The 24,869-nt window shown below is 73.0% G+C and carries 21 protein-coding genes; 17 read left to right on the forward strand and 4 right to left on the reverse strand.

Annotated elements, in window-relative coordinates:
• Positions 1–162: 162 nt before the first annotated feature.
• The gene (locus ACLJPY_RS12835) at positions 163–1,866 is read right to left on the reverse strand and encodes a DEDD exonuclease domain-containing protein (protein ID WP_410588390.1); all 1,704 of its coding nucleotides are present in this window, start codon (positions 1,864–1,866) and stop codon (positions 163–165) included.
• Positions 1,867–1,973: 107 nt separating this feature from the next.
• Between ACLJPY_RS12835 and ACLJPY_RS12840 the strand changes: the two genes are divergently transcribed.
• From ACLJPY_RS12840 to ACLJPY_RS12855, 4 genes are all read left to right on the forward strand, one after another.
• Positions 1,974–3,371 carry an NYN domain-containing protein gene (locus ACLJPY_RS12840; RefSeq protein ID WP_410588392.1) on the forward strand — a complete coding sequence of 466 codons (1,398 nt, stop codon included), beginning with the start codon at positions 1,974–1,976 and terminating at the stop codon, positions 3,369–3,371.
• Between the two features lie 67 nt (positions 3,372–3,438).
• Complete coding sequence (locus tag ACLJPY_RS12845; RefSeq protein WP_410588393.1) at positions 3,439–3,696, forward strand: hypothetical protein; 258 nt, start codon at positions 3,439–3,441, stop codon at positions 3,694–3,696.
• 443 nt (positions 3,697–4,139) lie between these two features.
• Positions 4,140–5,195, forward strand: coding sequence for an NlpC/P60 family protein (locus tag ACLJPY_RS12850; protein ID WP_410588394.1), 1,056 nt, complete (start codon positions 4,140–4,142; stop codon positions 5,193–5,195).
• Positions 5,196–5,281: 86 nt separating this feature from the next.
• The gene (locus tag ACLJPY_RS12855) at positions 5,282–6,439 is read left to right on the forward strand and encodes a glycosyltransferase family 4 protein (RefSeq protein WP_410588396.1); all 1,158 of its coding nucleotides are present in this window, start codon (positions 5,282–5,284) and stop codon (positions 6,437–6,439) included.
• On the opposite strand, the gene ACLJPY_RS12860 is transcribed toward ACLJPY_RS12855, so the two are convergent.
• Positions 6,436–7,050, reverse strand: a complete 615-nt coding sequence (locus ACLJPY_RS12860) for a uridine kinase (protein ID WP_410588397.1) — start codon at positions 7,048–7,050, stop codon at positions 6,436–6,438. The genes ACLJPY_RS12855 and ACLJPY_RS12860 overlap by 4 nt on opposite strands.
• Positions 7,051–7,114: 64 nt before the next feature.
• On the opposite strand from ACLJPY_RS12860, the gene ACLJPY_RS12865 reads away from it, so the two are divergent.
• From ACLJPY_RS12865 to ACLJPY_RS12910, 10 genes are all read left to right on the forward strand, one after another.
• Complete coding sequence (locus tag ACLJPY_RS12865) at positions 7,115–7,528, forward strand: SRPBCC family protein (protein WP_410588398.1); 414 nt, start codon at positions 7,115–7,117, stop codon at positions 7,526–7,528.
• A gap of 25 nt (positions 7,529–7,553) precedes the next feature.
• Positions 7,554–8,765 (forward strand): cytochrome P450 family protein, encoded by a 1,212-nt coding sequence (locus tag ACLJPY_RS12870; RefSeq protein WP_410589183.1) that lies wholly within the window; start codon positions 7,554–7,556, stop codon positions 8,763–8,765.
• A 327-nt stretch (positions 8,766–9,092) separates the two neighbouring features.
• Complete coding sequence (locus ACLJPY_RS12875) at positions 9,093–10,373, forward strand: adenosylmethionine--8-amino-7-oxononanoate transaminase (protein WP_410588399.1); 1,281 nt, start codon at positions 9,093–9,095, stop codon at positions 10,371–10,373.
• 208 nt (positions 10,374–10,581) lie between these two features.
• On the forward strand, positions 10,582–12,813 hold the full coding sequence (locus tag ACLJPY_RS12880) for a bifunctional SulP family inorganic anion transporter/carbonic anhydrase (protein ID WP_410588401.1): 2,232 nt from the start codon (positions 10,582–10,584) through the stop codon (positions 12,811–12,813).
• 266 nt (positions 12,814–13,079) lie between these two features.
• Positions 13,080–15,263 carry a SulP family inorganic anion transporter gene (locus ACLJPY_RS12885; RefSeq protein WP_410588403.1) on the forward strand — a complete coding sequence of 728 codons (2,184 nt, stop codon included), beginning with the start codon at positions 13,080–13,082 and terminating at the stop codon, positions 15,261–15,263.
• Between the two features lie 114 nt (positions 15,264–15,377).
• Positions 15,378–16,103 carry a dethiobiotin synthase gene (gene bioD / locus ACLJPY_RS12890; protein ID WP_410588405.1) on the forward strand — a complete coding sequence of 242 codons (726 nt, stop codon included), beginning with the start codon at positions 15,378–15,380 and terminating at the stop codon, positions 16,101–16,103.
• Positions 16,104–16,182: 79 nt separating this feature from the next.
• Complete coding sequence (gene bioB, locus ACLJPY_RS12895) at positions 16,183–17,196, forward strand: biotin synthase BioB (RefSeq protein WP_410588407.1); 1,014 nt, start codon at positions 16,183–16,185, stop codon at positions 17,194–17,196.
• Complete coding sequence (locus ACLJPY_RS12900) at positions 17,183–17,386, forward strand: hypothetical protein (RefSeq protein WP_410588409.1); 204 nt, start codon at positions 17,183–17,185, stop codon at positions 17,384–17,386. The genes bioB and ACLJPY_RS12900 overlap by 14 nt, the downstream gene beginning before the upstream one ends.
• Before the next feature lie 97 nt (positions 17,387–17,483).
• Positions 17,484–18,080, forward strand: a complete 597-nt coding sequence (locus ACLJPY_RS12905; protein WP_410588410.1) for a DUF2567 domain-containing protein — start codon at positions 17,484–17,486, stop codon at positions 18,078–18,080.
• Positions 18,081–18,129: 49 nt separating this feature from the next.
• The gene (locus ACLJPY_RS12910) at positions 18,130–19,158 is read left to right on the forward strand and encodes a M48 family metallopeptidase (RefSeq protein WP_410588411.1); all 1,029 of its coding nucleotides are present in this window, start codon (positions 18,130–18,132) and stop codon (positions 19,156–19,158) included.
• Between the two features lie 606 nt (positions 19,159–19,764).
• Here ACLJPY_RS12910 and ACLJPY_RS12915 read toward each other — a convergent pair.
• Positions 19,765–20,481 (reverse strand): LON peptidase substrate-binding domain-containing protein, encoded by a 717-nt coding sequence (locus ACLJPY_RS12915; RefSeq protein ID WP_410588413.1) that lies wholly within the window; start codon positions 20,479–20,481, stop codon positions 19,765–19,767.
• Between the two features lie 40 nt (positions 20,482–20,521).
• A complete protein-coding gene (locus ACLJPY_RS12920; protein ID WP_103339831.1) occupies positions 20,522–21,154 on the reverse strand; it encodes an NUDIX hydrolase in 633 nt (210 codons plus the stop codon).
• Between the two features lie 112 nt (positions 21,155–21,266).
• Here ACLJPY_RS12920 and nadA point away from each other — a divergent pair, with 112 nt between their 5' ends.
• From nadA to nadC, 3 genes are read left to right on the forward strand one after another with little or no spacing between them, the layout of a single operon-like run.
• Positions 21,267–22,277, forward strand: a complete 1,011-nt coding sequence (gene nadA, locus ACLJPY_RS12925; RefSeq protein ID WP_410588415.1) for a quinolinate synthase NadA — start codon at positions 21,267–21,269, stop codon at positions 22,275–22,277.
• Positions 22,274–23,917: an L-aspartate oxidase gene (locus ACLJPY_RS12930; RefSeq protein ID WP_410588417.1), complete on the forward strand. Its 1,644-nt coding sequence runs from the start codon at positions 22,274–22,276 to the stop codon at positions 23,915–23,917. Before nadA ends, ACLJPY_RS12930 begins: the two co-directional genes overlap by 4 nt.
• On the forward strand, positions 23,914–24,807 hold the full coding sequence (gene nadC, locus ACLJPY_RS12935) for a carboxylating nicotinate-nucleotide diphosphorylase (RefSeq protein WP_410588419.1): 894 nt from the start codon (positions 23,914–23,916) through the stop codon (positions 24,805–24,807). The genes ACLJPY_RS12930 and nadC overlap by 4 nt, the downstream gene beginning before the upstream one ends.
• Positions 24,808–24,869 lie beyond the last annotated feature (62 nt).

Genomic DNA, 24,869 nt, shown 5'->3' on the forward strand with positions numbered 1-24,869 from the left:
GCGGTCGGCTTGCGTGGCCGGGTGGTCGGAAGGTGCGGCTGGATGCTGCGGCACAAACCGACCCTCCAGGTACGCAGGCCGACCTTCTGGGTACGCGGGCCGACCCTTCGGGTACGCCGGGGCCCGGGAGGGGCGGGGCAGGGCGGGGGGAGGGGTGGGTGGTCAGCTGACGTGCTCCAGGGAGTGGGCCTCGGCGACCAGGTCCAGCCAGCCGCGCCAGCCCGCCACTGCTGCCGGCTCGGACCAGGGCCTTGTCGTGCGGACCAGCCGCACGCCCGGGCGGGCCAGCCAACGCAGCAGCACGCCCACCTCCTCCGGCGGTGCTCCGTGGAGCGGGCCCGGCTCCGGGAACACCGTCTCCGCCGACGCCACCAAAGCCTCCACCACCGGCATCGGGGGCACTCCGCGCCGGGCGACGCCGGCCGAGGCCAGGCGGCCGTAGCGGATCACCGAGAGCTCCCAGCCGCCCGCGCCGTCCGGGGCCGCCGCGATCAGCTCGGCGATCGAGGCCAGCGAGGACTGGCGGTGCGCCCGGCCCAGCGTGCGGATCAGCGCCGCCAGCTCGTCGCGGTGGCGGGCCGCCTGTTCGAAGTGGCGTCCCGCCGCCAAGTGCTCCACGTGCGCCGCCGCCGTGTGCAGCGGGCTGCCGTCCAGGCCCGCGATGAGCCCCGAAACCGACTCGACCGCCGGGCTGTACGCCTCGACGCTCTGCCGTCCCGCGCAGGGCGCTCCGCAGCGCCCCAGTTCCGCCAGCACGCACGGGGTCCCGTTCGCCGACCGCGGCGAGATCCGCTGGGTGCACGTCCGCAGCCCCGACGCCCCGGCCAGCGTGTCCGCCGTCGTGCGGGCGTCCGCCTGGTTGCGGAACGGGCCCAGCACCCCCGGCCGCGGCAGGCGGACCACCGACAGCCGCGGGAACGCCTCGTCCGTCAGGCCGATCCACCAGCCCTGGTGCCGGTTCTTCGACCGCCGGTTGTAGGCGGGCCGGTGCGCGGCGATCAACCGCAGCTCCCGCACCTCCGCCTCCAGCGCGTGCGCGCACACGACGTGGTCGACGCGCTCGGCCAGCGCGACCATCTCGCGGATCCGGCTCCGCCCCTCCGAACCCGTGAAGTACGTCCGCACCCGCCGCCGCAGGTCCTTCGCGGTGCCGACGTACAGCACCTCCTCCTTCGGGCCCTTGAACAGGTAGACGCCCGGAGCCGACGGCAGGTCCGCCGCCAGGTGCCGTTTGGCGCGCTGGGCGACGGTCACCTCCGGCAGGTAGCCCATCAGCTCCTCGAGCGAGTGGACGCCCAGGTTGCCGACCCGCTCCAGCAGGCCGTGCAGGACGTCCACCGTCGCCCGCGCGTCGTCCAGCGCCCGGTGCGTCGGCCGGGTCCTCGCTCCGAACAGCAGCGCCAGCGCCGTCAGGTTGTAGCGCCCGACCTCGTCCCGCGGCACCACCCGCCGCGCCAGCCGGACCGTGCACACCACCGTCAGCTTCGGCCACACGTACCCGTGCCCCTCGCACGCCGCCCGCATGTGGGACGTGTCGAAGCCGGAGTTGTGCGCGACCAGCACCGTGCCCCCGATGAACTCCAGGAACGCCGGCAGCACCTCCTCGATCGGCGGCGCGTCGTAGACCATCGCCTGGGTGATCCCGGTCAGCGAGACGATCTGCGGGGGGATCGGCGTGCCCGGGTTCACCAGCGTCGCGAACTCGCCCAGCACCTCGCCGCCGCGCACCTTCACCGCCCCGATCTCGGTGATCCCCGACGGGCCGGGCGGGGCCCCGGTCGTTTCGAGGTCGAAGACGACGAAAGTCGTGTCCCGCAAGGGAGTTCCGAGCTCGTCGAACGCGAGCTGAGCCTGGACCGAACGCATGGGCGGGACTCTAGGGGCCACCCCCGACAGTTTTGGACCGTGCCGGGCCCGGCACGGTCCGTGTGGCGCGCGGGGCGGGATGCCGGGCCGGGAACTACCCTGGACCAATGCACCCGCAGCCGCTCGTGCCGGAGCCACCGGGGGACCCCGTCGGTCCCTCGGGTGTCGCGTCGCGCGCCGAGCCGGCCGAGGAGGCCGCTGACCAGGCCGGACATCCCGAGCCCGCCACCTGGCCGGCGCTGCCCGAACCGGTGCGCGACCGCATCGCCGAGCTCGCCGCGGCCGCCGTCGCCAAGCTGCCCGCCACCGACGTGCCGCGCCAGCTGCGGCCGGTCGCGAAGTTCGCCCCGGCCAAGCGCGCCAAGCTCGGCGGCGCCGCCCTGATCGCCGCGCTCGTCGACTCGTCCCAGTTCCGGACGGCCGTCATCGAGTGGCTGCGCGAGCACCGCACCGACGCCCTCGACCCCAACGCCGCCGACTCCGTCGCCGCGGCGGCCGCCGCCGTCCTGCTCGGCGAGTCCGGGGCGGCCGGGCGCGTCCGGCTGGTCGCCAAGAACGCCGGGGAAAACGCCCTGCGCGCCGAGCGCGACGCCGCGCTCGCCCGTGCCCAGCGGCTCGAAGCCGAGCTCGCCCAGGTCCGCGCGGAACTCGCCGAAGCGAAGCAAGCCGCCGAGAACGCTCGTGGCGAGCGCGAGGGCGAAGTCGAGAAGCTCCTGAAGCGCCTTCGCGAACAAGGCGTGCAGCTGCGCCAGGCCCGGGACGCCGCCGAAGCGGCCGCCGCCGACGTCGAACGCGGGTCCGCCGCCCACCTCGACGAGATCGCCGCGCTCACCACCCAGCTCGAGCGCGAACGCCAGCGCGTCGCCGGGGAACGCGCCCGCGCCGAGCGCGCCGTCGCCGACGCCGAGATCGCCCGCCAGTCCGCGCGCGAGGCCCGGCAGGCCGACGAAGTGCGGCTCGCCCTGCTCATCGACACCATCGACGGCGCCGTGACCGGCTTGCGCCGCGAGCTCGCCCTGGGCGCGCGCGGGGCCCGCCCGGCGGACATGGTCCGCGGCGCCAGCTCCGGGACCGGCCAGGGCGGCAAGATCCCCGACGTGTCCACGCTGGACCGCTACCTCGCGCTGCCCAACGTGCACCTGATCGTCGACGGCTACAACGTCACCAAGACCGGTTACCCGGAACTCGCCCTCGCCGACCAGCGCGACCGGCTGATCCACCAGCTGTCCGCGCTGGCCGCGCGCACGTCCGCCGAGGTCACCGTCGTCTTCGACGGCGCCGGCGTGCTCTCGGTCCCCGCCTCGGTGCCCCGCGGGGTGCGGGTGCTGTTCTCCGACCGCGGGGTGCTGGCCGACGACGTCATCCGCAACCTCGTCGCGGCCGAGCCCGCGGGGCGGCCCATGGTCGTCGCGACGTCCGACCGCGCGGTCGCGGACTCCGTGCGGGGCCGCGGCGCTCACCCGGCACCCTCATCGGTGCTGGTCAGCCGCTTGTCGAGGGTCTGACCGCCCGAAATTGTCGGTGGTGGCGCCTACCGTGCTCCTCGAGTCGGTACCGACGTGAGGAGGACACGTGAGCGACACCCCCGAGCTGTCCGAAGTGGACGTCTCGCACATCGCCGTTTCGGACATCGAGAACCTGGTGGTCGACTGCGACCGCTGCGCCGTGCGCGGCATCTCCTGCCACGACTGCGTCGTGAGCGTGCTGCTCGGCGCGCCACCGGCGGTGGTGTGGGACGCCGACGAGCGGCGGGCGGTGGATGCGCTGGCCGAGGCCGGGATGGTGCCCCGGCTGAGGCTGGTCGAAGAACCGATCCGGCGCACCGCCTGATTTCCACCGTTTCGTGACGGCGCGCCGAATGGTCGATTGAATCGGTGAACGGTCAGTAGCCGAAAGGCCCTCCGGAGAAACCCCAGCGTGTAACGCCCATCACATCGTGACTCTTTCCCTGGTCCGATGGTGTGCAGCGCTGTCACTCAGCGTTTTTGGCGGCGAGGTGGTGGACGCGGTGGCGGTCTTTTCGTAACCTGTCCGAGATCTCGTGGCCCCCGGCCGTCGATGAGGCGGCGACGCGGGATCGCCGCCGGACGCAGCTTTGTCGGGAAGCTGGGAACCGGAACCACCACCGCGTGCTTCACCTGTTGCGGCTCGTGCACGGCAAAAGCGCACGGCTCCGGCGCGTGGTGGCGGGACAGCGGTGAAGAGGAATTCCCCGGCCTCTTCGTGCCCCGGTCCCCGTCGGCGGCCGAGACGCAAAGGAGACCCGCGCGACCGTGCAGTCGCATTCCCTCAGGCGCGTGGTTTCAGGTGCCCTGGCCGCGGCCTCGGTGATCACCCTCGTCACCGTGGCGCAGCCGTCGGCCACCGCCGCCCCCGTCCCCGTGCTCCAGACCCCACCCACCGGTTCCGACGCCCTCGCCAAGTACCGCGACCTCGCGGCCCAGGCCGAGAAGCTCAACGAGGACCTGCTGTCCGCCCAGGACGACCTGAAGAAGAAGCAGGGCGAGCTCGACAAGGCCAACAACGACGTCAACGCGGCCAAGGAACAGGCCGCCAAGGCTTCCGAGAGCCAGAAGAAGTACCAGACCGAGGTCGACAAGTTCGCCGGTGCGTCGTTCACCAGCGGTGTCCAGCTGAACAAGCTGTCGGCGCTGCTGGCGGGCACGTCCACCCAGGACTTCCTCGACCGCTCCTCGGCGCTGGAGGTCATCGCGACCGGCAAGAACGCCGCGATGGGCAACCTCACCGGCGCCGTCCAGCAGGCCACCGACGCGGCCGCCAAGGCCAGTGACGCCGCCAAGCGCGCGCAGGACGCGCGGGACGCCGCGGCCAAGCTGACCCAGGACATCGAGGCCAAGCAGAAGAACCTGCAGGACCAGATCGACCAGCTCGAAGCGGCCAACAAGAACCTGAGCGCCTCCGACAAGGCCGCGCAGAAGGACCGCGGCGGGTCGGCGCCCACCGACATCAAGGCGCCCACCGCGGCCGCGCAGGCGGCGCTGAACGCGGCGCTGAGCAAGCTGGGCAGCGCCTACGTCTACGGCGCGACCGGACCGACCAACTTCGACTGCTCGGGCCTGACGATGTGGGCGTACAAGCAGGCCGGCATCACCCTGCCGCGGACCAGCCGCGAGCAGTCGACCTTCGGCGCCGCGGTGCCGCGGGACCAGCTCCAGCCGGGCGACCTCGTGTTCTACTACTCGCCCGTTTCGCACGTCGGCATGTACATCGGCGACGGCAAGATGGTGCACGCGCCCGACACCGGTGACGTCGTGAAGATCTCGCCGCTGCAGAGCCAGTACGCGGGAGCGCGCCGCCCGACGGCGTGACCCTTCGCCAGCACTGTGCCCGATCCCGGGGGCGGTACCGCAGACGCGGTGCCGCCCCCGGTTCGTCGGTGGCTAGCCTTTGGGGCGTGCTCAAGACCCTGCTGGTGACCAACGACTTCCCGCCGCGGCCCGGGGGCATCCAGAACTACCTGAACTCCCTCGCCACCCGGCTGCCGGGCGACGACCTGGTCGTCTACGCGCCTTCGTGGGAGTCGCGGACGGGGTCGCACGAGGAGTTCGACGCCGAAGCGCCGTTCGAGGTCGTCCGCCACCCGACGTCGCTGATGCTGCCGACGCCGGACGTGCTTCGCCGGGCGAAGCAGATCATGCGGGCGCGGGACTGCGAAGCCGTCTGGTTCGGGGCGGCGGCCCCGCTGGCGCTGCTGGGGCACCCGCTGCGCCGGGCCGGGGCGCGCCGCGTCGTGGCGTCGACGCACGGCCACGAGGTCGGCTGGTCGATGCTGCCGGCGTCGCGGCAGGCGCTGCGGCGCATCGGCGACACCGCGGACGTCCTCACCTACGTCAGCCGGTACACCCGCGGCCGCTTCGCCGCGGCGTTCGGCCCGATGGCCGGGCTGGAGCTGCTGCCGTCCGGGGTCGACACCGAGCTGTACCGGCCGGACCCGGCCGGGCGCGCCGAAATCCGCGCGCGGCACGGCCTCGGCGACCGGCCGACGATCGTCTGCGTGTCGCGGCTGGTGCCGCGCAAGGGCCAGGACCAGCTGATCCGTGCGTTGCCGAAGATCCGCGAGCGGGTGCCGGACGCGGTGCTGCTGATCGTCGGCGGCGGCCCGTACCGCAAGACGCTCACCGGGCTGGTCGCCGAACTGGGCCTGGAGCGCGACGTCGTGCTCACCGGGTCGGTGCCGTGGGCCGAGCTGCCGGCGCACTACGCGGCGGGCGACGTCTTCGCGATGCCCGCGCGCACCCGCGGCAAGGGGCTGGACGTCGAAGCGCTCGGGATCGTCTACCTGGAGGCCTCGGCGACCGGCCTGCCGGTGGTCGCCGGCAACTCCGGCGGGGCGCCCGAGACGGTGCTCGACGAGGTCACCGGGCACGTCGTCGACGGCCGGGACGTCACCCAGCTCGCCGAAACCCTGGTCAGCCTGCTCGCCGACCCGGTGCGCGCGCGCCGGATGGGCGAGGCCGGGCGCGAGTGGGTGACGGCGAACTGGCGGTGGGACGTCATGGCGCGGCGGCTGTCCGGCCTGCTGGACGGCGATCCGGTGGCCGTCGTCCGCTAAGGCGTGTAGAGCGCCGGGTGCCGCGGGTCGTCGACGCGCACGACGACGTCGGCGAGCGAGCTCGGGCCGGCTTCTTCTTCGTAGCGTTCGTAGGCCGGGACCGCCCAGGCGTCCGGCACCCGCCGGCGCAGGGCGGCGGGCGAGAGCCACAGGTGGACGGCCAGGTCGAAGGCCAGGCCGGCACCCAGCAGCAGTTCGCCGTCGAGGAGCACGACCCCGCCTTCGGGCACCGGAACCCGCACGGCGCGGGTCGCGCGGTCGCGGTCGGCGTCCCACAACGACGGCAGGACCTCGCCCGCGTTCTTCAGCGGGTCCAGCACTTCGCGGCGGAGCGCGCCGAGGTCGAGCCAGTCGGTGTAGCGGGCGTCGGGGTTCGTGCGCCCGTGCTCGAAGCGCAGGGACGCCGGGCGCAGGAAGTCGCGCGCGGACACGCGCACGGCCGCGCGGCCGCGCAGGCGCAGGGGATCGACCAACGCGTCGGCGAGTTCCGCGGCCGGTGTCGCGCCCGCTGCGCCGTCGACGGCGACCGCGAGCCGCGGCCCGGCGAGCCCGTCGATGCGCTCGGCGAGTTCTTCGGCCAGGACGGCGGGGGAGATCGGGCGGTAGCGCACAGGTTCCCATCCTCCACCCCGGCCGCCCGCCGGTTTTGTCGTACCCCGGTGCGAGGATGCGGGCATGACTTCTTCAGTGGGGAAGACAGCCGGTGCCGGGTGGAACATCGGCGTTTCGCGGACCGTGCCGTACCCGGCCGGAGCGGTGTGGGAGTTCCTGGTCAGCCGCGAGGGCGTCGCGATCTGGCTCGGTCCCGGCGTCGAGCTGCCGACCGAGCCGGGTGCGGAGTACGAGACGGCGAACGGCACGGTCGGCGAGATCCGCAGCTTCGTCGGCGGCGACCGCGTGCGGCTCACGTGGCGGCCGAGCGACTGGGACCACGACTCGACCGTGCAGGTGCGGCTGAGCGGCTCGGGCGCCAAGACGACGCTGAGGTTCCACCAGGAATGGCTTGCGGGCGCGGAAGAACGCGAACAACAGCGGGCATACTGGCAGGACGTGACCGAGCGCGTCGTGGCGGCACTCGCCGAACGCTGACGCCGTGAGGACTGGGGGCTGGAAGATGACGACCGACGAGATCGTCGAGGTGGCGGCGGACTTCGCCCAGGACGCGCACCTGTTCTCGGAAATACTGCGCGGCGGCGGCCCGGTGCGCCGGGTGCGGCTGCCGCCGCGCGGGCTGCCGTGCTACCTGGTCACCGGGTTCGCGGAGGCGCGGGCGCTGCTGGCCGATCCGCGGCTGCAGAAGAACAGCCAGGGCATCCGCGAGGTGTTCGAAGCGAAGCTGCCGCCGGAAGCCCTGCAGAACGGGCTGGGGCAGGACCTGAGCTGGCACATGCTGAACTCGGACCCGCCGGACCACACGCGGCTGCGGAAGCTGGTGAACAAGGCGTTCACCGCGCGCACGGTGGCCCGGCTGCGGCCGCGGGTCGAGGAAATCACCGCCGAACTGCTCGACGCGCTGGCCGGGCAGGAGCGGGCCGACCTGGTGGCGGCGTTCGCCGCGCCGCTGCCGATCACGGTGATCTGCGAGCTGCTGGGCGTGCAGGAAGCGGACCGCGCGGAGTTTTCCGGCTGGTCCAAGACGTTGCTGAGCGCGGCGGTGCACCCGGAACAGGTCCAGGCCGCGGCGGCGAGCATGTTCGCCTACCTGACCGACCTGATCGCCCAGAAGCGCGCCGAGCCGGCCGAGGACCTGCTCTCGGACCTGGTGCACGCGACCGACGACGGGGATTCGCTGTCCGAGCCCGAGCTGGTGTCGATGGCGTTCCTGCTGCTGGTGGCCGGCCACGAGACGACGGTCAACCTGATCGCCAACGGCGTGCTGGCGCTGCTGCGCGAGCCGGAACAGCTGGCCCGCCTGCGCGCGGAACCGGAGCTGCTGCCGGGCGCGGTGGAAGAGTTCCTGCGCTTCGACGGCCCGATCCACCTGGCCACCCTGCGGTTCACGGCGGAACCGGTCGAGGTGGCCGGAGTGACGATCCCCAAGGGCGAGCTGGTGCTGGTCTCGCTGCTCGGCGCCAACCGCGACCCCGAGCGGTACCCGGAGCCGGACAAGCTGGACATCACCCGCGCGGTCGGCGGGCACCTGGCCTTCGGCCACGGCATCCACTACTGCGTGGGGGCGCCGCTGGCCCGGCTCGAGGCGGAGATCGCGCTGGGCGGGCTGCTGGCCCGGTTCCCGGACATCGCGTTGGCGGCCGAGCCGGCCGAGCTCGTGTACCGGGCCAGCTCGCTCGTGCACGGGTTGGAGGCGCTGCCGGTGCGGTTGTGAGAGCCGGCCGGGCGGAGAAAGGGGTGAGCGAGCGGCAGGGAGGGCCGCGCTCAGGATGGTGCCTGCGCGGCGGCGGCGGTCGTTGGGAGTGGTTACCGGGCCTGGCGGGCCGGGGGTGGTTGCTGCGCTGGGCGGGTCGGATGGGCGAGGCCCGGCCGGGGAGTTCCTGTGCCGCTGCGGCGGCGGTGGCTGGGAGTGGTTACCGGGCCCGGCGGGCCGGGAATGGTTGCTGCGCTGGGCAGGTGGGCTGGGCGAGGCCCGGCCGAGGAGGTGCTGCGGAGGTCGGCTGTGACGACCGGGTCCGAGCGGGTGTCGTAGGGTCGGCGGATGGACTCCGCCGACCTGCTCGCCCTCGATGCCCGGCACGTCTGGCACCCCTACGCGCCCATGCCGGCCAAGGTGCCTTCGCTGCTGGTCACCGAGGCGAGCGGGGTCCGGCTGAAGCTGGCCGACGGGCGGGAGCTCGTCGACGGGATGTCCTCGTGGTGGTCCGCCGTCCACGGCTACCGGCACCCCGTCCTCGACGCCGCGCTCGCCGCGCAGGCCGGGCGGATGAGCCACGTAATGTTCGGGGGCCTCACCCACGAACCCGCCGTCACCCTGGCCAAGACCCTCGTCGACCTCACGCCCGACGGGCTCGAGCACGTCTTCCTCTGCGACTCCGGGTCGGTCTCGGTCGAGGTCGCCGTCAAGATGTGCCTGCAGTACCAGCGTTCCCGCGGCCGGACCGGCAAGCACAAGCTGCTCACCTGGCGCGGCGGCTACCACGGGGACACCTTCACCCCGATGAGCGTCTGCGACCCCGACGGCGGCATGCACTCGCTCTGGCGCGGTGTCCTGCCCGAACAGGTCTTCGTGCCCGCGCCACCGTCCGGTTTCGACACCCCGCCCGATCCGTCCTACGTGGACACGCTGGCGGCCGCGATCGGGCAGCACGCGGACGAACTCGCCGCCGTCGTCGTCGAACCCGTCGTGCAGGGCGCCGGCGGGATGCGGTTCCACCACCCCGCCTACCTGCGCGCCCTGCGGGAACTCACCGAAGCGCACGACGTCCTGCTCGTCTTCGACGAGATCGCCACCGGCTTCGGCCGCACCGGCGCGCTGTTCGCCGCCGAGCACGCCGGGGTCACGCCCGACGTCATGTGCGTCGGGAAGGCGCTCACCGGGGGCTACCTCAGCATGGCGGCCGCGCTGTGCACGCCGGAAGTCGCCGCCGGGATCGCGCGCGGCGAACTGCCGGTCCTGGCGCACGGCCCGACCTTCATGGGCAACCCGCTCGCGTCCGCCGTCGCCAACGCCTCGCTCGGGCTGCTCGCCGACGGCGGCTGGCGCAGCGACGTCGGCCGGATCGAGAAGGCGCTCCTCGACGGCCTCGCCCCGGCGCGCGACCTGCCGGCCGTCGCCGACGTCCGGGTGCTCGGCGGGATCGGCGTGCTGCAGCTCGACCACCCCGTCGACATGGCGACCGCCACCGACGTCGCCACCGCGCAGGGCGCCTGGCTGCGGCCGTTCCGGGACCTCGTCTACGCCATGCCGCCGTACGTTTCGACCGGCGACGACCTCGCCGTGATCACCCGCGCGATGCTCGCCGTCGCCGAAAAGGCGTGAATTCACGACATCGGGTGTGACCGCTGGCACACCGGGACCCGAAGGTCCCTCATCGTCGCCGTGCGTGCCGCACGCGGATTGAAACCACGCGAACGGCGGAGGCGGTGAGTGTGACCGACGTGGGAAAGCCGGTCCGCCCGGTACTCGGACGAACGCGAGAAATGCTTGCGTAGCGGACATTTCGCCCGATTTCGGCGATCCTGCCCCCATGATCGAGATCGTTCGTGGTGAACACGACACCGGACCCCCGCAGCCCTCCCAGCGACGGGAGAACCTCAAGCACGATTTCCTCGCGTCGACCGTCGTCTTCCTCGTCGCCGTCCCCCTCTCCCTCGGCGTGGCCTTCGCCGCCGGGGCGCCGCTGCTCTCCGGCCTGATCTCCGCCGTCGTCGGCGGGCTGGTCGCGAGCCTCTTCGGCGGGTCGCCGCTGCAGGTCAGCGGCCCGTCCGCCGCCCTGACCGTGGTGCTGGCCGACACGATCGCCACCCACGGCTGGCCCGCCACCTGCGCGATCACCGTCGCCGCGGGCCTGCTCCAGATCGTCTTCGGCCTCACCCGGGCCGCCCGCGCCGCGCTCGCCGTATCGCCGGCGATCGTCCACGGCCTGCTCGCCGGCATCGGCGTCACGCTCGTGCTCGGCCAGTTGCACGTCGTCCTCGGCGGCTCGGCGCAGGGCTCGGCGCTCGCCAACGTCCTGGCGCTGCCGGCGCAGGTCGCCGCGCACCACGACGAGGCCGTGCTGATCGGCGTCGTCACCCTCGGCGTCCTGCTGGCCTGGCCGCGGCTGCCGAAAGCCGTCCGCCGCGTGCCCGCGCCGCTGGCCGCCGTCGCGCTGGCCACCGGCCTGTCCGTCGCGACCGGCATGACCCTGGCGCGCGTCGACCTCCCCGCCGGGCTGCCGGCCCTGCACGTCGTCCCGCGGCTGCCGGACGGCGGCTGGGGGAGCTTCGCCGTCGCCGCGCTCAGCATCGCGCTCATCGCCGGCCTGGAAAGCCTGCTGTCGGCGGTCTCGGTGGACAAGCTCCGCGGCGGCCCGCGCACCGACCTCGACCGCGAGCTCATCGGGCAGGGCGCGGCGAACGTCGCGGCCGGCGCGCTCGGCGGGTTCCCCGTCACCGGCGTCATCGTGCGCAGCATGACCAACTTCGAGGCGGGCGCGCGCACGCGGCTGTCGTCGATCCTGCACTGCGTCTGGATCCTCGCCGCCTGCCTGGCCCTCACCGGCGTGCTGCGGCTGATCCCGCTGGCGGCGCTGGCCGCCCTGCTGGTGTTCGTCGGGACGAAGCTGGTGAACCTCCACGGGCTCAAGGAAGTCCGGCGGCACGGCGACCTGCCGGTGTACGCCGTCACCCTGGCCGGTGCCGTGGCCGTCAACCTGCTCACCGGCGTCGCGGCGGGGATCCTGCTGGCGCTGGCGCTGATGCTGCGGCGGATGATCTTCTCCGGCATCCACGTCGAACGGGACGGCGACCGCCACCGCGTCGTCATCGAAGGCGCGCTGACGTTCCTGTCCGTGCCGCGGCTGACCCGCGTGCTCGCCGACGTGCCGCCGCACGCGGACGTCACCCTCGAGCTGCTCGTCGACTACCTCGACCACGCCGCGTTCGACTGCCTGCGCGGCTGGCAGCAGGCGCACGCCGGGCGCGTCACCGTGGACGAGATCGGGCACCCGTGGTTCGAACGCGGCCGCTCGGGCGAGCCGACCGTGCGCCGCAGCGTCGCCGCGCGGGTCGTGCCGCGGTGGCTCGCGCCGTGGTCGCAGTGGCAGGCCGAACACGTCGTGGTGCCGGCCCAGCGAACCGCCAGTTCGCTGTTGAGCCGCGGTGCTTCGGAGTTCCAGCGCCGCACGGCGCCGCTGCTGCGCGACACGTGGGACGGGCTGGCGCACGGCCAGCAGCCGCACACGCTGTTCATCACCTGCGGCGACGCCCGGATCGTGCCGAACCTCATCACCACCAGCGGGCCGGGCGACCTGTTCACCGTGCGGAACATCGGCAACCTCGTGCCCCCGCCCGGCGGCACCGACACTTCGGTCGGCGCGGCGATCGAGTACGCCGTCGGCGTGCTGGAAGTCGCCGAAATCGTGGTGTGCGGCCACTCCGGCTGCGGCGCGATGAAGGCGCTGCTCGACCGCGCCCCGGCCGGGCTCGACCAGCTCGGGAGCTGGCTGCGTCACGGCGAAGCGACGCTCCGGCGCCGTCAACGCGAGGCACCGCTGCTGCTCGCCGGCCACCGGCCGGCGGCCGAGGCCGACCAGCTCGCGCTGCAGAACGTGGTGCAGCAGCTGGAAACCCTGCGCGGCTACCCGGTGGTCGCCGCGGCACTGGACCGGGGCGCGCTGCGGCTCACCGGGATGTACTTCGACGTCGGCGCGGCCCAGGTGTCCCTTTTGGACGGTGCCACGCGCGGGTTCGTCCCCGCGGAGGCCCTGGAGCACTGATCCCGGAAGCGCCCCAAGGCGGCCTTGGTTGCGTGAGACGCACCGAAGGCCGCCTTGGTTGCGTGAGACGCACCGAAGGCCACATTGGAGCGCTTGGGTGGGCGTAAACCCTTGTGTCGTACGGGATTCAACTGTCGCATGACAGAAATCCCGCTGTGAACGGTGCGTTAACGCGGTGCCCGATATGTGACGTTCGGGCTAAATATGGCCAATCGTTCACTCGAATGGGTGGTACATAGCGGACATTTCACTCGGTTTCCGGTTGCATGGTGATCATGAGACCCCTCGCCGTGCTCCGCCACGACCTGCCGGCCTCACTGGTCGTCTTCCTCGTAGCCGTCCCCCTGTCCCTCGGCATCGCCCTCGCTTCGGGCGCCCCGGTCGCCGCCGGGCTCGTCGCCGCCGTCGTCGGCGGTATCGTCGCCGGCGCGCTCGGCGGCTCCGCGCTCCAGGTCAGCGGGCCCGCCGCCGGCCTGACCGTGGTCATGGCCGAAACCATCCAGACGTTCGGGTGGGCCGTCACCTGCGCGATCACCGTCGCCGCCGGGGCGTGCCAGATCCTGCTGGGGCTGAGCCGCATCGCGCGCGCCGCGCTGGCCATCTCGCCGGCCATCGTGCACGGCATGCTGGCCGGCATCGGCGTCACGATCGTGCTCGGCCAGCTGCACGTCATCCTCGGCGGCAAGGCCCAGAGCTCGGCCGTGGAGAACGTCGCCGAGCTGCCCGGCCAGATCGTCGCCCACCACGACTCCGCCGCCATCGTCGGCCTGCTCACCATCGGCATCCTGCTGCTCTGGCCGAAGCTGCCCGCGGCCGTGCGCAAGGTGCCGGGGCCGCTGGCCGCGATCGCGGTGGCGACGGTGGTGTCGGTCGTTTTCGGAATGACGCTCCCGCGCGTCGAACTGCCCGGCGACCTGCTGGACGTCCACCTCGTCCCGCAGCTGCCGGACGGCGGCTGGGGCGCGTTCGCCCTCGCCGTCGTCACGATCGCGCTGATCGCCAGCGTGGAGAGCCTGCTCTCGGCGGTCGCGGTCGACCGCATGCACACCGGGCCGCGCGCCCGCCTCGACCGCGAGCTCGTCGGGCAGGGCACGGCGAACATGATCTCCGGCGCGCTGGGCGGGCTGCCCGTCACCGGCGTCATCGTCCGCAGCTCCACCAACGTCGCCGCCGGGGCGAAGTCCCGCCTGTCGGCGGTGCTGCACGGTGTCTGGGTGCTGCTGTTCGTCGTCCTGCTCGCCGGGCTGATCCAGAGCATCCCGCTCGCCGCGCTGGCCGGCCTGCTGGTGCACGTCGGCGCCAAGCTGGTCAACCCCGGGCAGATGAAAACCGTGCTGGCCCACGGGGACCTGCCGGTGTACCTGCTCACCCTCGGCGGGGTCGTGGTGTTCGACCTGCTGACCGGCGTGCTGGCCGGAATCGCGCTGGCGGTGGTGCTGATGCTGCGCCGCACGGTCTGGTCGGGCATCCACGTCGAACGGGAAGGCGACGACTGGCGCGTCGTCGTCGAAGGCGTCCTGACGTTCCTTTCGGTACCGCGGCTGTCGAAGGTGCTCGGGACCGTCCCGGACGGTGTCCGGGTGCGGCTGGAACTGGTCGTCGACTACCTCGACCACGCCGCGTTCGAGAGCCTGCACACGTGGCAGCAGGCGCACGAGCGCGCCGGCGGCACGGTGGAGGTCGACGAGGTCGGCCACCCGTGGTTCGGCGAGGGCAAGGCGGGCCGCCCGACGCGGTCCCGGATCGCGGCGAGCCGGGCGGTGCCGCGCTGGCTGGCGCCGTGGTCGGCGTGGCAGGCGGCGGAGAACGTCGACATCCCGGCCCAGCAGACCCGCCGCGGCGCCACGGAGTTCCACCGCCGCGCCGCGCCGCTGCTGCGGGACACGCTGTCGGGCCTGGCGGACGGCCAGCGGCCGCACACGCTGTTCATCACCTGCGGCGACTCGCGGATCGTGCCGAACCTGATCACGACCAGCGGGCCGGGCGACCTGTTCACGATCCGCAACATCGGCAACCTGGTGCCGCCGGGACAGGCCGACGCGTCGATGAACGCCTCGATCGAGTACGCGGTGGGCGTGCTCGGGGTGGCGGAGATCGTGGTGTGCGGCCATTCGAGCTGCGGCGCGATGGCCGCGCTGGCCGACGGCCCGCCACCGGGGCCGTTGTCGGACTGGCTGTGCCACGCGGAGCCGAGCGCGCACCGCCTGGGCTCGGCGACGCTCGACGGAGCGGTCCCGGACCGCGAGGGCGATCGGCTCGCGCTGCACAACGTGCTCCAGCAGCTGGAGCACCTGCGCGAGTACCCGTCCGTGGCGGCGGCGGAGTCGGCCGGGAACCTGCAGCTGACCGCGATGTACTTCCACGTCGGCGACGCCCAGGTGTACCTGTTCGACGACGCCGGGCGGACGTTCCGCCCGGCGGGGGCACCGGTGACGGTGCCGGGCGCCTGACCCACCGGCTCGTGAGTGGAAAGGCGAGTTAGAACCCGCCTTTCCACTCACGAGGCGGGCGCGGACCACGGCCCGCGTGCGCGTGCGGTGGGTGAGTCACTAAATTGATGGTCCGTGACCATGCTGGTGATGACGGGGACCGGGACCGGGGTCGGCAAGACGATCACCACGGCGGCGATCGCGGCGCTGGCGGCGGCCGGGGGACAGCGGGTGGCCGTGCTGAAACCGGCCCAGACCGGGGTGCGCCCCGACGAGCCCGGTGACCTGCAGGACGTCGTCCGCCTCGCCGGGCCGGACGTCACCACCCGGGAGCTGCGCCGCTACCCCGACCCGCTCTCGCCGGAGGCCGCCGCCCGGCGCAGCGGGCTGCCGGCACTCGACCCCGGGGAGATCGCCCAGGCCGCGTCCGACCTTGACACCGCGCACGACCTCACCCTGATCGAGGGCGCCGGCGGGCTGCTCGTGCGCTTCGACGGCGCCGGCGCGAGCCTCGCCGACGTCGCCTGGTCGCTCGGCTCGCTCGTGATCATCGTGGCCGAGGCCGGTCTCGGCACCCTCAACGCCACCGCCCTCACCGCCGAGGTCGCCACCAAGCGCGGGCTGACCGTGGCCGGCGTGATCATCGGGGCCTGGCCCGCCGAGCCCGACCTCGCCGCGCTGTCCAACCTCGAGGACCTGCCGGTCGCCGCGGGCGCGCCGCTGCTCGGCGTGCTGCCCGCGGACATCGGGCAGGCCTCCCGCGAGGACTTCCTGGCCGCGGCGCGGGCCGGGCTCTCGCCGTGGTTCGGCGGCGAATTCGACCCCGAGCTGTTCGCGGGCTGCGCTTCCGCCGGGAAGTGACCTGCGTCGCTGTTCCCCCGCGGCCCCTTCGGGCACGATGAGGGACGCTTTCCCGCACCACCTCGATCAAGGAGCCGCCGTGACCGCAGTCCCGGACACCGACGTTCTCGCCTTCGCGCGCGAGCAGGTCCTCGAAAACGGCGTCGGCCTCGGCGAACAGCAGGTCCTCGACGTGCTCCGGCTGCCCGACGACCGGCTGCCCGACCTCCTCGCCTTGGCGCACGAGGTGCGGATGCGCTGGTGCGGGCCCGAGGTCGAGGTCGAGGGCATCATCAGCCTCAAGACCGGCGGCTGTCCCGAAGACTGCCACTTCTGCTCCCAGTCCGGCCGCTTCCCGACGCCGGTGCGTTCGGCGTGGCTCGACATCCCGAACCTCGTCAAGGCCGCCCGGCAGACCGCCGAAACCGGCGCGACGGAGTTCTGCATCGTCGCCGCCGTCCGCGGTCCGGACCAGCGGCTGCTCTCGCAGGTCCGCGAAGGCGTCAAGGCCATCCGCGAGGACGGCAACGACATCCAGATCGCCTGCTCGCTCGGCATGCTGACGCAGGAACAGGTCGACGAGCTCGTCGACATGGGCGTCCACCGCTACAACCACAACCTCGAGACGGCGCGTTCGCACTTCCCGGACGTCGTCACCACCCACACGTGGGAGGAGCGCTGGGACACGCTGCGGATGGTGGCCGAGGCGGGCATGGAGGTCTGCTGCGGCGGCATCATCGGCATGGGGGAGACGGTCGAGCAGCGCGCGGAGTTCGCCGTGCAGCTGGCCGAGCTGAACCCGCACGAGGTGCCGATGAACTTCCTCATCCCGCAGCCCGGAACGCCTTACGAGCACTACGAAATCGTCGAGGGCCGCGACGCGCTGCGGACGGTCGCGGCGTTCCGGCTCGCGATGCCGCGCACGATGCTGCGCTTCGCCGGCGGCCGCGAGCTGACGCTCGGCGACCTCGGTGCGGAGCAGGGCATGCTCGGCGGCATCAACGCGATCATCGTCGGCAACTACCTGACCAACCTCGGCCGGCCCGCTTCGGCCGACCTCGAGATGCTGGACGAGCTCAAGATGCCCATCAAGGCGCTCAGTGACAGCCTCTGACGCGTCGTTCTGCGTCCACTGTGGACAGGAATCGCCGGGTGGGGCGGACCACCCGGCGTGCCACAACCCGCGGACGGCGCTGGAGCCGCCGCGGTACTGCACGTTCTGCGCGCGCCGGCTGGTCGTCCAGGTGAGCCCCCTCGGCTGGACGGCCCGCTGCAGCCGGCACGGCGAGACGGCGAGCGGGTGACGAACCGGGCCGTTCCGCGCGACACGGGCGTGCGGCTCGCCGGCTTCCCGCACCGACCGGTTACGCTCGGTGGCAGGAATCGCAGGAAGGAGTCCGGGTGAGTGAGTCGTCGGGACCCGCGCACCGGCCGTCGGCCGTGGCCGGTCCGTGGTCGGTGCCCGTGCTCTTCCGGGATCGGCGGCCGCGAGTCGTCGTGAAGGCCGATCTGCTGCCCGCCATCGGCGTGTTCGGCGTCCTCACCGTGCTGTGCTTCCCGCTCGCCCTCGCGTGGGCGCTGCTCGCGCCGCCGGAGCGGGTGCGCATCGTCGACGCCGACGGCACCCAGGGCGCCCTCGAGCTGGAGAGCTGGCACCGCTTCGACGACCTGGCGATCTTCGGGTTCCTCACGCTCGGGCTGGGGATCGTCGCCGGCGTCGTCGTCTGGCTGCTGCGGGAACGGCGTGGCCCGGTGGTCTTCCTCGCCGCGGTGCTCGGCGTCACGCTCGCCGCTGCGCTCGCCAAGCTGATCGGCGTCGGCTGGGCGAACGCTTTCCACGCCATCGCCACCCCGCCCACGCTGGGCTCGGTGATCGAGCTGGCGCCGCGGCTGGAGTCGTGGTGGGTGCTGCTGACCGGCCCGCTCGGCGTCTCCATCGCCTACAGCCTGCTCGCCACCTGGAACGGGCGCGACGACCTGGGGCGCCGCCTCGGCTGAAGCGTTTTCCCCTAAAGTGTGCTGCGTCACCTACAGGGGGGAACCAGCAGTGACCGAGGACATCGAAGCATCGCGGCACAACGCCGTCCGCTTTCCCGGCATCAGCCCACGCGCGTACGAGCACCCGGTGGACCGCGGCGCGCTCGCGACGTTGCGCGCGGTGCCCGGCTTCGCCCAGGTCGTCAAGGCCGTTTCGGGCTTCTACAACGAGCGCGGCGAGCGCCTGATGGCGCTGGCGTCGTCGATCCGCGTCGGGCCGAAGCAGTACCCGGAGCTGGAGCGGCTGCGCCACGAGTGCGCCGAGACGCTCGACCTGCCCGCGGTGCCGAACGTGTTCGTCTTCCAGGACCCGCGGGTGCGGGCGGAGACGGTCGGCATGGACGAGCCGTTCATCCGCGTCAGCACCGGGCTCGTCGAGCTGATGGGCCAGGAGTCCCTGCGGTTCGTGCTCGGGCACGAGATGGGGCACGTGCTGTCCGGGCACGCGGTGTACCGCACGATCATGGTGCGCCTGATCAACCTGCAGCTGGTGATGTCGTGGACGCCGATCAGCGCTTTGGGCATCCGCGCGGTGATCGCGGCGCTGCGCGAGTGGTTCCGCAAGGCCGAGCTGTCGTGCGACCGGGCCGGGCTGCTGTGCAGCCAGGACCCGACGGCGGCGCTGCGCGCCCAGATCCAGGTGGCCGGCGGCATCGACCCGGCGCGCATCGACGTCCCGTCGTTCCTGCAGCAGGCCGCGGAGTACGAGTCGGTCGAGGACATCCGCGACAGCTTCCTCAAGCTGCGCTCGGTCGAGACGGAGTCGCACCCGTTCGCGGTGGTCCGCGCGGCGCAGCTGCAGAAGTGGGCGGCATCGGGGGAGTACCGCGCGATCCTGGCGGGCGATTACGCGCGCCGGGATGCCGACTCCCCGGGGTCGGACTGGAAGGACGACCTCAAGTCGGCGGCCAAGTCGTACAAGGACTCGTGGAACTCGTCGACGGACCCGCTGACGAAGGCGTTCAGCGATGTCGGGGAGGCGGTTTCCGGGGCGGCGGGGAAGGTGTGGAGCAAGTTCGGCAACGGGTCGGAGGACTGAGGTTCTGCCGGTGTGCTGTTTCCGCTGGTGGCGGGGCGGTTACTGGTGGTCGCGGTAGCTCTCGTGCGTTGCCTCTCTTGCCCGTTGCGCTTGGGGCGAACGTTCGGTGGCCCGGTTGGTCGAGGGGTGCGCTGTTCTGCACGTCACGGCGGTATTTCGGGTGCCGTTGCGGGGTTGTCCCCAGGGGTGGCTGATTGTGGACACCCTTGGGGGCCTCCGGCTTTGCCGCCGGTTCTTGTCGGTGGTGGCCGATAGACTGGACCGGGGTCAGCCCCCAGGGATGGGTGGGGCCTGTTCTGTGGGGGTGGTCGGTCGGTTCGAACTGGCCGTGGACCTTTGCCGGCTTGTGGCGTTCGGCCTGGGCGACTTCGGCCCGGCGTCACGTGAGGGCTTCCGGGGCGGCGGGGAAGGTGTGGAGCACGTTCGGCAACGGCTCTGAGGACTGAGGGCTGAGGCTTGACGCCCGGGCCGGCCGGGGTTGTCCCCAGGTCGGCTCGGGTGTGGACAACTGCGCTGTTCCGCCGGTTCTTGTCGGTGGTGGCCGATAGACTGGACCGGGGTCAGCCCCCAGGGACGGGTGGGGCACGTTCTGTGGGGGCCTCAGGCTCAGTTCAAGCTGGCCGGCCGGCTGAGGTCGGTCAGCTCGCCCGGGGGCACCGGCACCGCGCCCAGCGTGTTCAGGAACCCCGCCTCGCGCGTCAGCAGGCGGCAGGCGATGCGCAGCCGGCGCAGGGGGTGGCGCTCCTCCAGCAGGCGCTGGCGGTCCTCCAGCGGGAGCAGGCAGTCCGCCGCCAGGGCGTACGCCAGCTCGGTGAGCGTCGTGTCCGCCGGTGGGGCCTGCCAGTCGTCGCTGCGCCAGGCCGTTTCGCAGTAGCGCTCGTGGGCCGTGCGGGCCACCGTCGCCAGGCGCTCGGCCATGCCGCCCGCCGGGGTGGCCGGGTCGTCGTCCACCCACTCCACCGAGGCGATCAGGTACGGGGCCGAGACGCAGTCCAGGTCGCGCAGGCGGAAGCGGCGGCGGGCCTCCGTCACCACGTCGAACCGGCCGTCCGGCAGGCGCTTGGCCTCGCGCAGCACCGTGCTGCAGCCGATCTCGTACAGCTGGTCCAGACCACTGACTTCGCGGGTCAGCGACGACCGCAGCGCGACCACGCCGAACTCGCGGCCCGGCACCGTGCCGCTCACCAGGTCCGCCGTCAGCTGCCGGTACCGGGGTTCGAAGATGTGCAGCGGGAGCTTGGTGCCGGGCAGCAGCACGGTTTGAAGCGGGAACAACGGCAGGATCGTCGTCGTCGCGTCACTTTCCGATTCCGGCTCGGTCACCCGTCCACCGTAAGGGGAGAACGCCGTCGGCGCAGGATGGTCACCGGTTGGGTGGTTTGAACACCGCAAAGGGGTCGGTGATCTGCATGCCCTTGCCGGCGAAGGAGAACAGTGCCGCCGGGCGCCCGCCCGCGCGGCCCGGCGGCGCCGTGTGCCCCGTCGGCACCAGCAGACCGCGCCGGGACAGCACGCGCTGCAGGTTCGTCGCCGAGACGCGGTAACCCAGCGCCGCCGAATACAGGCCGCGCAGCGCGGAAATCGTGAACTCGTCGGGGGCCAGCGCGAACCCCAGGTTGGTGTAGGACAGCTTCGAGCGCAGCCGGTCGCGGGCGCGCAGCACGATCGCCTCGTGGTCGAACGCCGTCCGCGGCAGCTTCGCGACGTCGTGCCACTCGGTGTCCTCCGGCACCTCGGGGTCGACGTCCGAGGGCACGAGCCCGAGGAACGCCGTCGCCACCACGCGCGGCCCCGGCACCCGGTCCGGGTCGCTGAACACCGCGAGCTGCTCGACGTGCTTGAGCTGGCGGACGTCCACCTTCTCCGCGAGCTGGCGCCGGATCGACGTCTCGACGTCCTCGTCGGGCCGCAGCCGGCCACCCGGCAGCGACCACCGGCCGAGGTGCGGGTCGAGCGCGCGGCGCCACAGCAGCACCCGGAGTGTGTCCGAGCGCACTTGAAGGACCGCTCCCAAAACCTCGTGGGCCAGAGGTGCCTGGGTGTTAAGATGACTTCGCACGGTTTTCGATTATAAGGCGAAAACCGGAGACCGGTCCAGGAGGGCCAGCATGACTTCGACGCTCGAACAGGACCTCACCCCCTACGGCGGGGTCGAGGCGAACGCGGCTTGGGCCGAGGAGGTGCGGCGCCTGGCGAAGCAGCGCGACGCGGTCCTGCTCGCGCACAACTACCAGGTCCCGGAGATCCAGGACATCGCCGACCACACCGGCGACTCCCTCGCGCTGAGCCGGATCGCGGCGAGCAGCGACGCCTCCACCATCGTCTTCTGCGGTGTGCACTTCATGGCCGAGACCGCGAAGATCCTTTCGCCCGGGAAGACCGTCCTGATCCCGGACGCGCGGGCCGGCTGCTCGCTCGCCGACTCCATCACCGGCGCGCAGCTGCGGGCCTGGAAGGCCGAGCACCCGGGCGCGGTGGTCGTCTCCTACGTCAACACCACGGCCGAGGTGAAGGCCGAGACCGACATCTGCTGCACGTCCTCGAACGCCGTCGACGTCGTCGCGAGCATCCCCGCCGACCAGGAGGTTCTCTTCCTGCCGGACCAGTTCCTCGGTGCGCACGTCAAGCGCGTCACGGGCCGGGAGAACATGCACATCTGGGCCGGGGAGTGTCACGTCCACGCCGGCATCAACGGCGCCGAGCTGGCCGAGCGCGCGGCCGAGGACCCGGACGCCGACCTGTTCATTCACCCCGAGTGCGGCTGCGCCACCTCGGCGCTCTACCTGGCCGGCGAGGGCGCGGTGGCGCCGGAGCGGGTCAAGATCCTCTCGACCGGCGACATGGTCCACGAGGCCCGCGACACCCGGGCGAAGACCGTCCTGGTGGCGACCGAGATCGGCATGATCCACCAGCTCCGCAAGGCCGCGCCGGGCATCGACTTCCGGGCGGTGAACGACCGCGCGTCCTGCCGGTACATGAAGATGATCACGCCCGCCGCGCTGCTGCGCTGCCTGCGTGACGGCCTCGACGAGGTCCACGTCGACGTCGAAACGGCCGCCCGCGCCCGCGCTTCGGTGCAGCGGATGATCGAAATCGGGCAGCCCGGCGGCGGCGAATGACCACGCCGGTTAATGACCCACAGGCGAAAACCCCGGTCTGGGAAGCCCGTGCCGACCTCGTCGTGATCGGCAGCGGGGTCGCGGGGCTGACCGCGGCGCTGCGGGCCCAGGCCCTCGGGTTGCACGTCCTGGTGATCACCAAGGGCGCCGTCGCCGACGGCAACACGCGCTGGGCCCAGGGCGGCGTCGCCGTGGTCCTGGCGGACCAGCACGACCTCGACGACTCGGTCGCCAAGCACGCGGAGGACACCTTCACCGCGGGCGCCGGTCTGTGCGACGAGGTGGCCGCGCGCTCGATCCTCGACGGCGGGCCGGCCGCGGTCGCCCGGCTGCGGGCCGGCGGCGCGCAGTTCGACGGCGCCGGGAACGGCCTGCTCGCGCGGGCCCGCGAGGGCGGGCACAGTGCGTTCCGCGTCATCCACGCGGGCGGCGACGCGACCGGCGCCGAGGTCGAACGCGCCCTGGTCGCGCAGGCCGGGCGGGCGGGGGTGCCGGTGCTCGAGCACCACATCGCCGTCGACGCGCTGCTCACCCCGGGCGGCCGGGTCGCCGGCGTCACGGTGCTCGACCGCCACGGTGTGCCCGGCGTCGTCCGCGCGTCGGCCGTGGTGGTCGCCAGCGGCGGGCTCGGGCAGCTCTACCAGGCGACCTCGAACCCGGAGCTGGCCACCGGCGACGGGCTCGCGCTCGCGCTGCGGGCCGGCGCGGCCGTGGCGGACATCGAATTCGTGCAGTTCCACCCGACCGTCCTCTACACCCCGGGCGCGCGCGGCCGCTGCCCGCTGGTCACCGAAGCGGTGCGCGGCGAGGGGGCGACGCTGGTCGACGGCGCCGGCCTGCCGGTGATGCGGGGCGTGCACCCGCTCGGCGACCTGGCGCCGCGGGACGTCGTCGCGGGGGCGATCACGCGGCGGATGGCGACCGCGCCGGGTGGCGTCGACGACCACGTCTTCCTCGACGCGACTTCGATCGCGGGGTTCGCGCAGCGGTTCCCGACGGTGTTCGCGGCGTGCGCGGCGCTGGGGCTCGACCCGGCCGTGGACCCGATCCCGGTCACCCCGGCCGCGCACTTCTCGTGCGGCGGCGTGGTGACCACTGTGGACGGCCGCTCGTCGGTGGCCGGGCTCTACGCCGCCGGTGAGGTGGCGCGGACCGGCCTGCACGGCGCGAACCGCTTGGCGTCCAACAGCTTGCTCGAAGGACTGGTCGTCGGGCAGCGCGTCGCGGAGGCCGTCGCGGCGGACCTCGCGGCCGGGTTGCTGGCCGATCCGGCGCGGGGCCGGCTGCCGTCGCGGACCACCGCGCCGGCGGCGGACCGCGACTCCCTGCAGCGGGTGATGAGCCGGTACGCGGCCATCGGCCGGGACGCCGACGGGCTCGCCGCCGCCGGTTCCGTGCTCGATCTGTCGATTTCGGACACTCCGTTGTGGACACACGCGGGCGTCGAGGACGCCGCGCTGACGGTGGTGGCGCAGGCGTTGCTCGCCGCGGCCGTCCGGCGCACCGAGTCGCGCGGCTGCCACGTGCGGTCGGACTTCCCCGCGCGCGACGACGGCTGGCGGCGCAGCCAGCTCATCCGGCTCAGCCCGTCCGGCCAGCCCGTGCTGGCCGACCCGATCCCCCTGGAGGGCGTGGCATGACGTTCCCGATCTCCGACACCGTCCGCCGCCTGATCGCGGCCTCCGGGCTGGACGTCGACGACGTCGAGCGCGTGGTTTCCACGGCGCTGGGCGAGGACCTGCGGTACGGGCCGGACGCGACGACGGCGTCGACGGTGCCGGCCGAGGCGACCGCGGTGGCCGAGCTGACCCCGCGCGTCGACGGCGTCGTCGCCGGGCTGCCGGTGGCGCTCGCGGTCTTCGACATGGTCCTGGGCGACGGCTACGAGGTCCTGGCCCGGCGCGAGGACGGCGACCGGCTGGTCGCGGGGGAGCCGGCGCTGGTGCTGGCCGGCCCGGTGCGCGGGCTGCTCACCGCCGAGCGGACGGCGCTGAACCTGCTGTGCCACCTCTCCGGCGTCGCCACCGCGACCGCCGCCTGGGTGTCCGAAGTGGACGGAACCGGGTGCGCGATCCGGGACTCCCGCAAGACGTTGCCGGGCCTGCGGCTGCTGCAGAAGTACGCTGTCCGCTGCGGCGGCGGCGTCAACCACCGGCTGGGCCTCGGCGACGCGGTGCTGATCAAGGACAACCACGTCGTCGCGGCGGGTTCGGTGACGGCGGCGCTGGAAGCGGCGCGCGCGCACGCGCCGGAACTGGCCTGCGAAGTCGAGGTCGACACGCTCGCGCAGCTCGAGGAAGCGCTGGCCGCCGGGGCGGACGAGGTGCTGCTGGACAACTTCACGCCGGAGGAGTGCCGCCGGGCCGTCGCGCGCCGCGACGAAGTTTCCCCGAAGACGCGGCTGGAATCCTCTGGTGGGCTCACCTTGGATCGTGGTAGGGCCTACGCGCAGTCCGGAGTGGACTACCTGTCGGTGGGCGGGCTGACGCATTCCTCACCGGCGTTGGATCTCGGCATGGACCTTCGCTGACGCCCGGTTCCGGGCTAGACTGGCGGTGGCGGAAGTCCTTTTCCGCCACCGTCTTTCGGCTT

Source organism: Amycolatopsis sp. lyj-23 (assembly GCF_046549135.1).
Taxonomy (GTDB): domain Bacteria; phylum Actinomycetota; class Actinomycetes; order Mycobacteriales; family Pseudonocardiaceae; genus Amycolatopsis.

Coding starts and splice junctions, on each gene's coding strand:
- ACLJPY_RS12885 (WP_410588403.1), top strand. CDS start 13,080: ATGGTGATCATGAGACCCCTCGCCGTGCTCCGCCACGACCTGCCGGCC.
- ACLJPY_RS12880 (WP_410588401.1), top strand. CDS start 10,582: ATGATCGAGATCGTTCGTGGTGAACACGACACCGGACCCCCGCAGCCC.
- ACLJPY_RS12875 (WP_410588399.1), top strand. CDS start 9,093: ATGGACTCCGCCGACCTGCTCGCCCTCGATGCCCGGCACGTCTGGCAC.
- ACLJPY_RS12865 (WP_410588398.1), top strand. CDS start 7,115: ATGACTTCTTCAGTGGGGAAGACAGCCGGTGCCGGGTGGAACATCGGC.
- ACLJPY_RS12870 (WP_410589183.1), top strand. CDS start 7,554: ATGACGACCGACGAGATCGTCGAGGTGGCGGCGGACTTCGCCCAGGAC.
- nadA (WP_410588415.1), top strand. CDS start 21,267: ATGACTTCGACGCTCGAACAGGACCTCACCCCCTACGGCGGGGTCGAG.
- ACLJPY_RS12840 (WP_410588392.1), top strand. CDS start 1,974: ATGCACCCGCAGCCGCTCGTGCCGGAGCCACCGGGGGACCCCGTCGGT.
- ACLJPY_RS12835 (WP_410588390.1), bottom strand. CDS start 1,866: ATGCGTTCGGTCCAGGCTCAGCTCGCGTTCGACGAGCTCGGAACTCCC.
- ACLJPY_RS12930 (WP_410588417.1), top strand. CDS start 22,274: ATGACCACGCCGGTTAATGACCCACAGGCGAAAACCCCGGTCTGGGAA.
- nadC (WP_410588419.1), top strand. CDS start 23,914: ATGACGTTCCCGATCTCCGACACCGTCCGCCGCCTGATCGCGGCCTCC.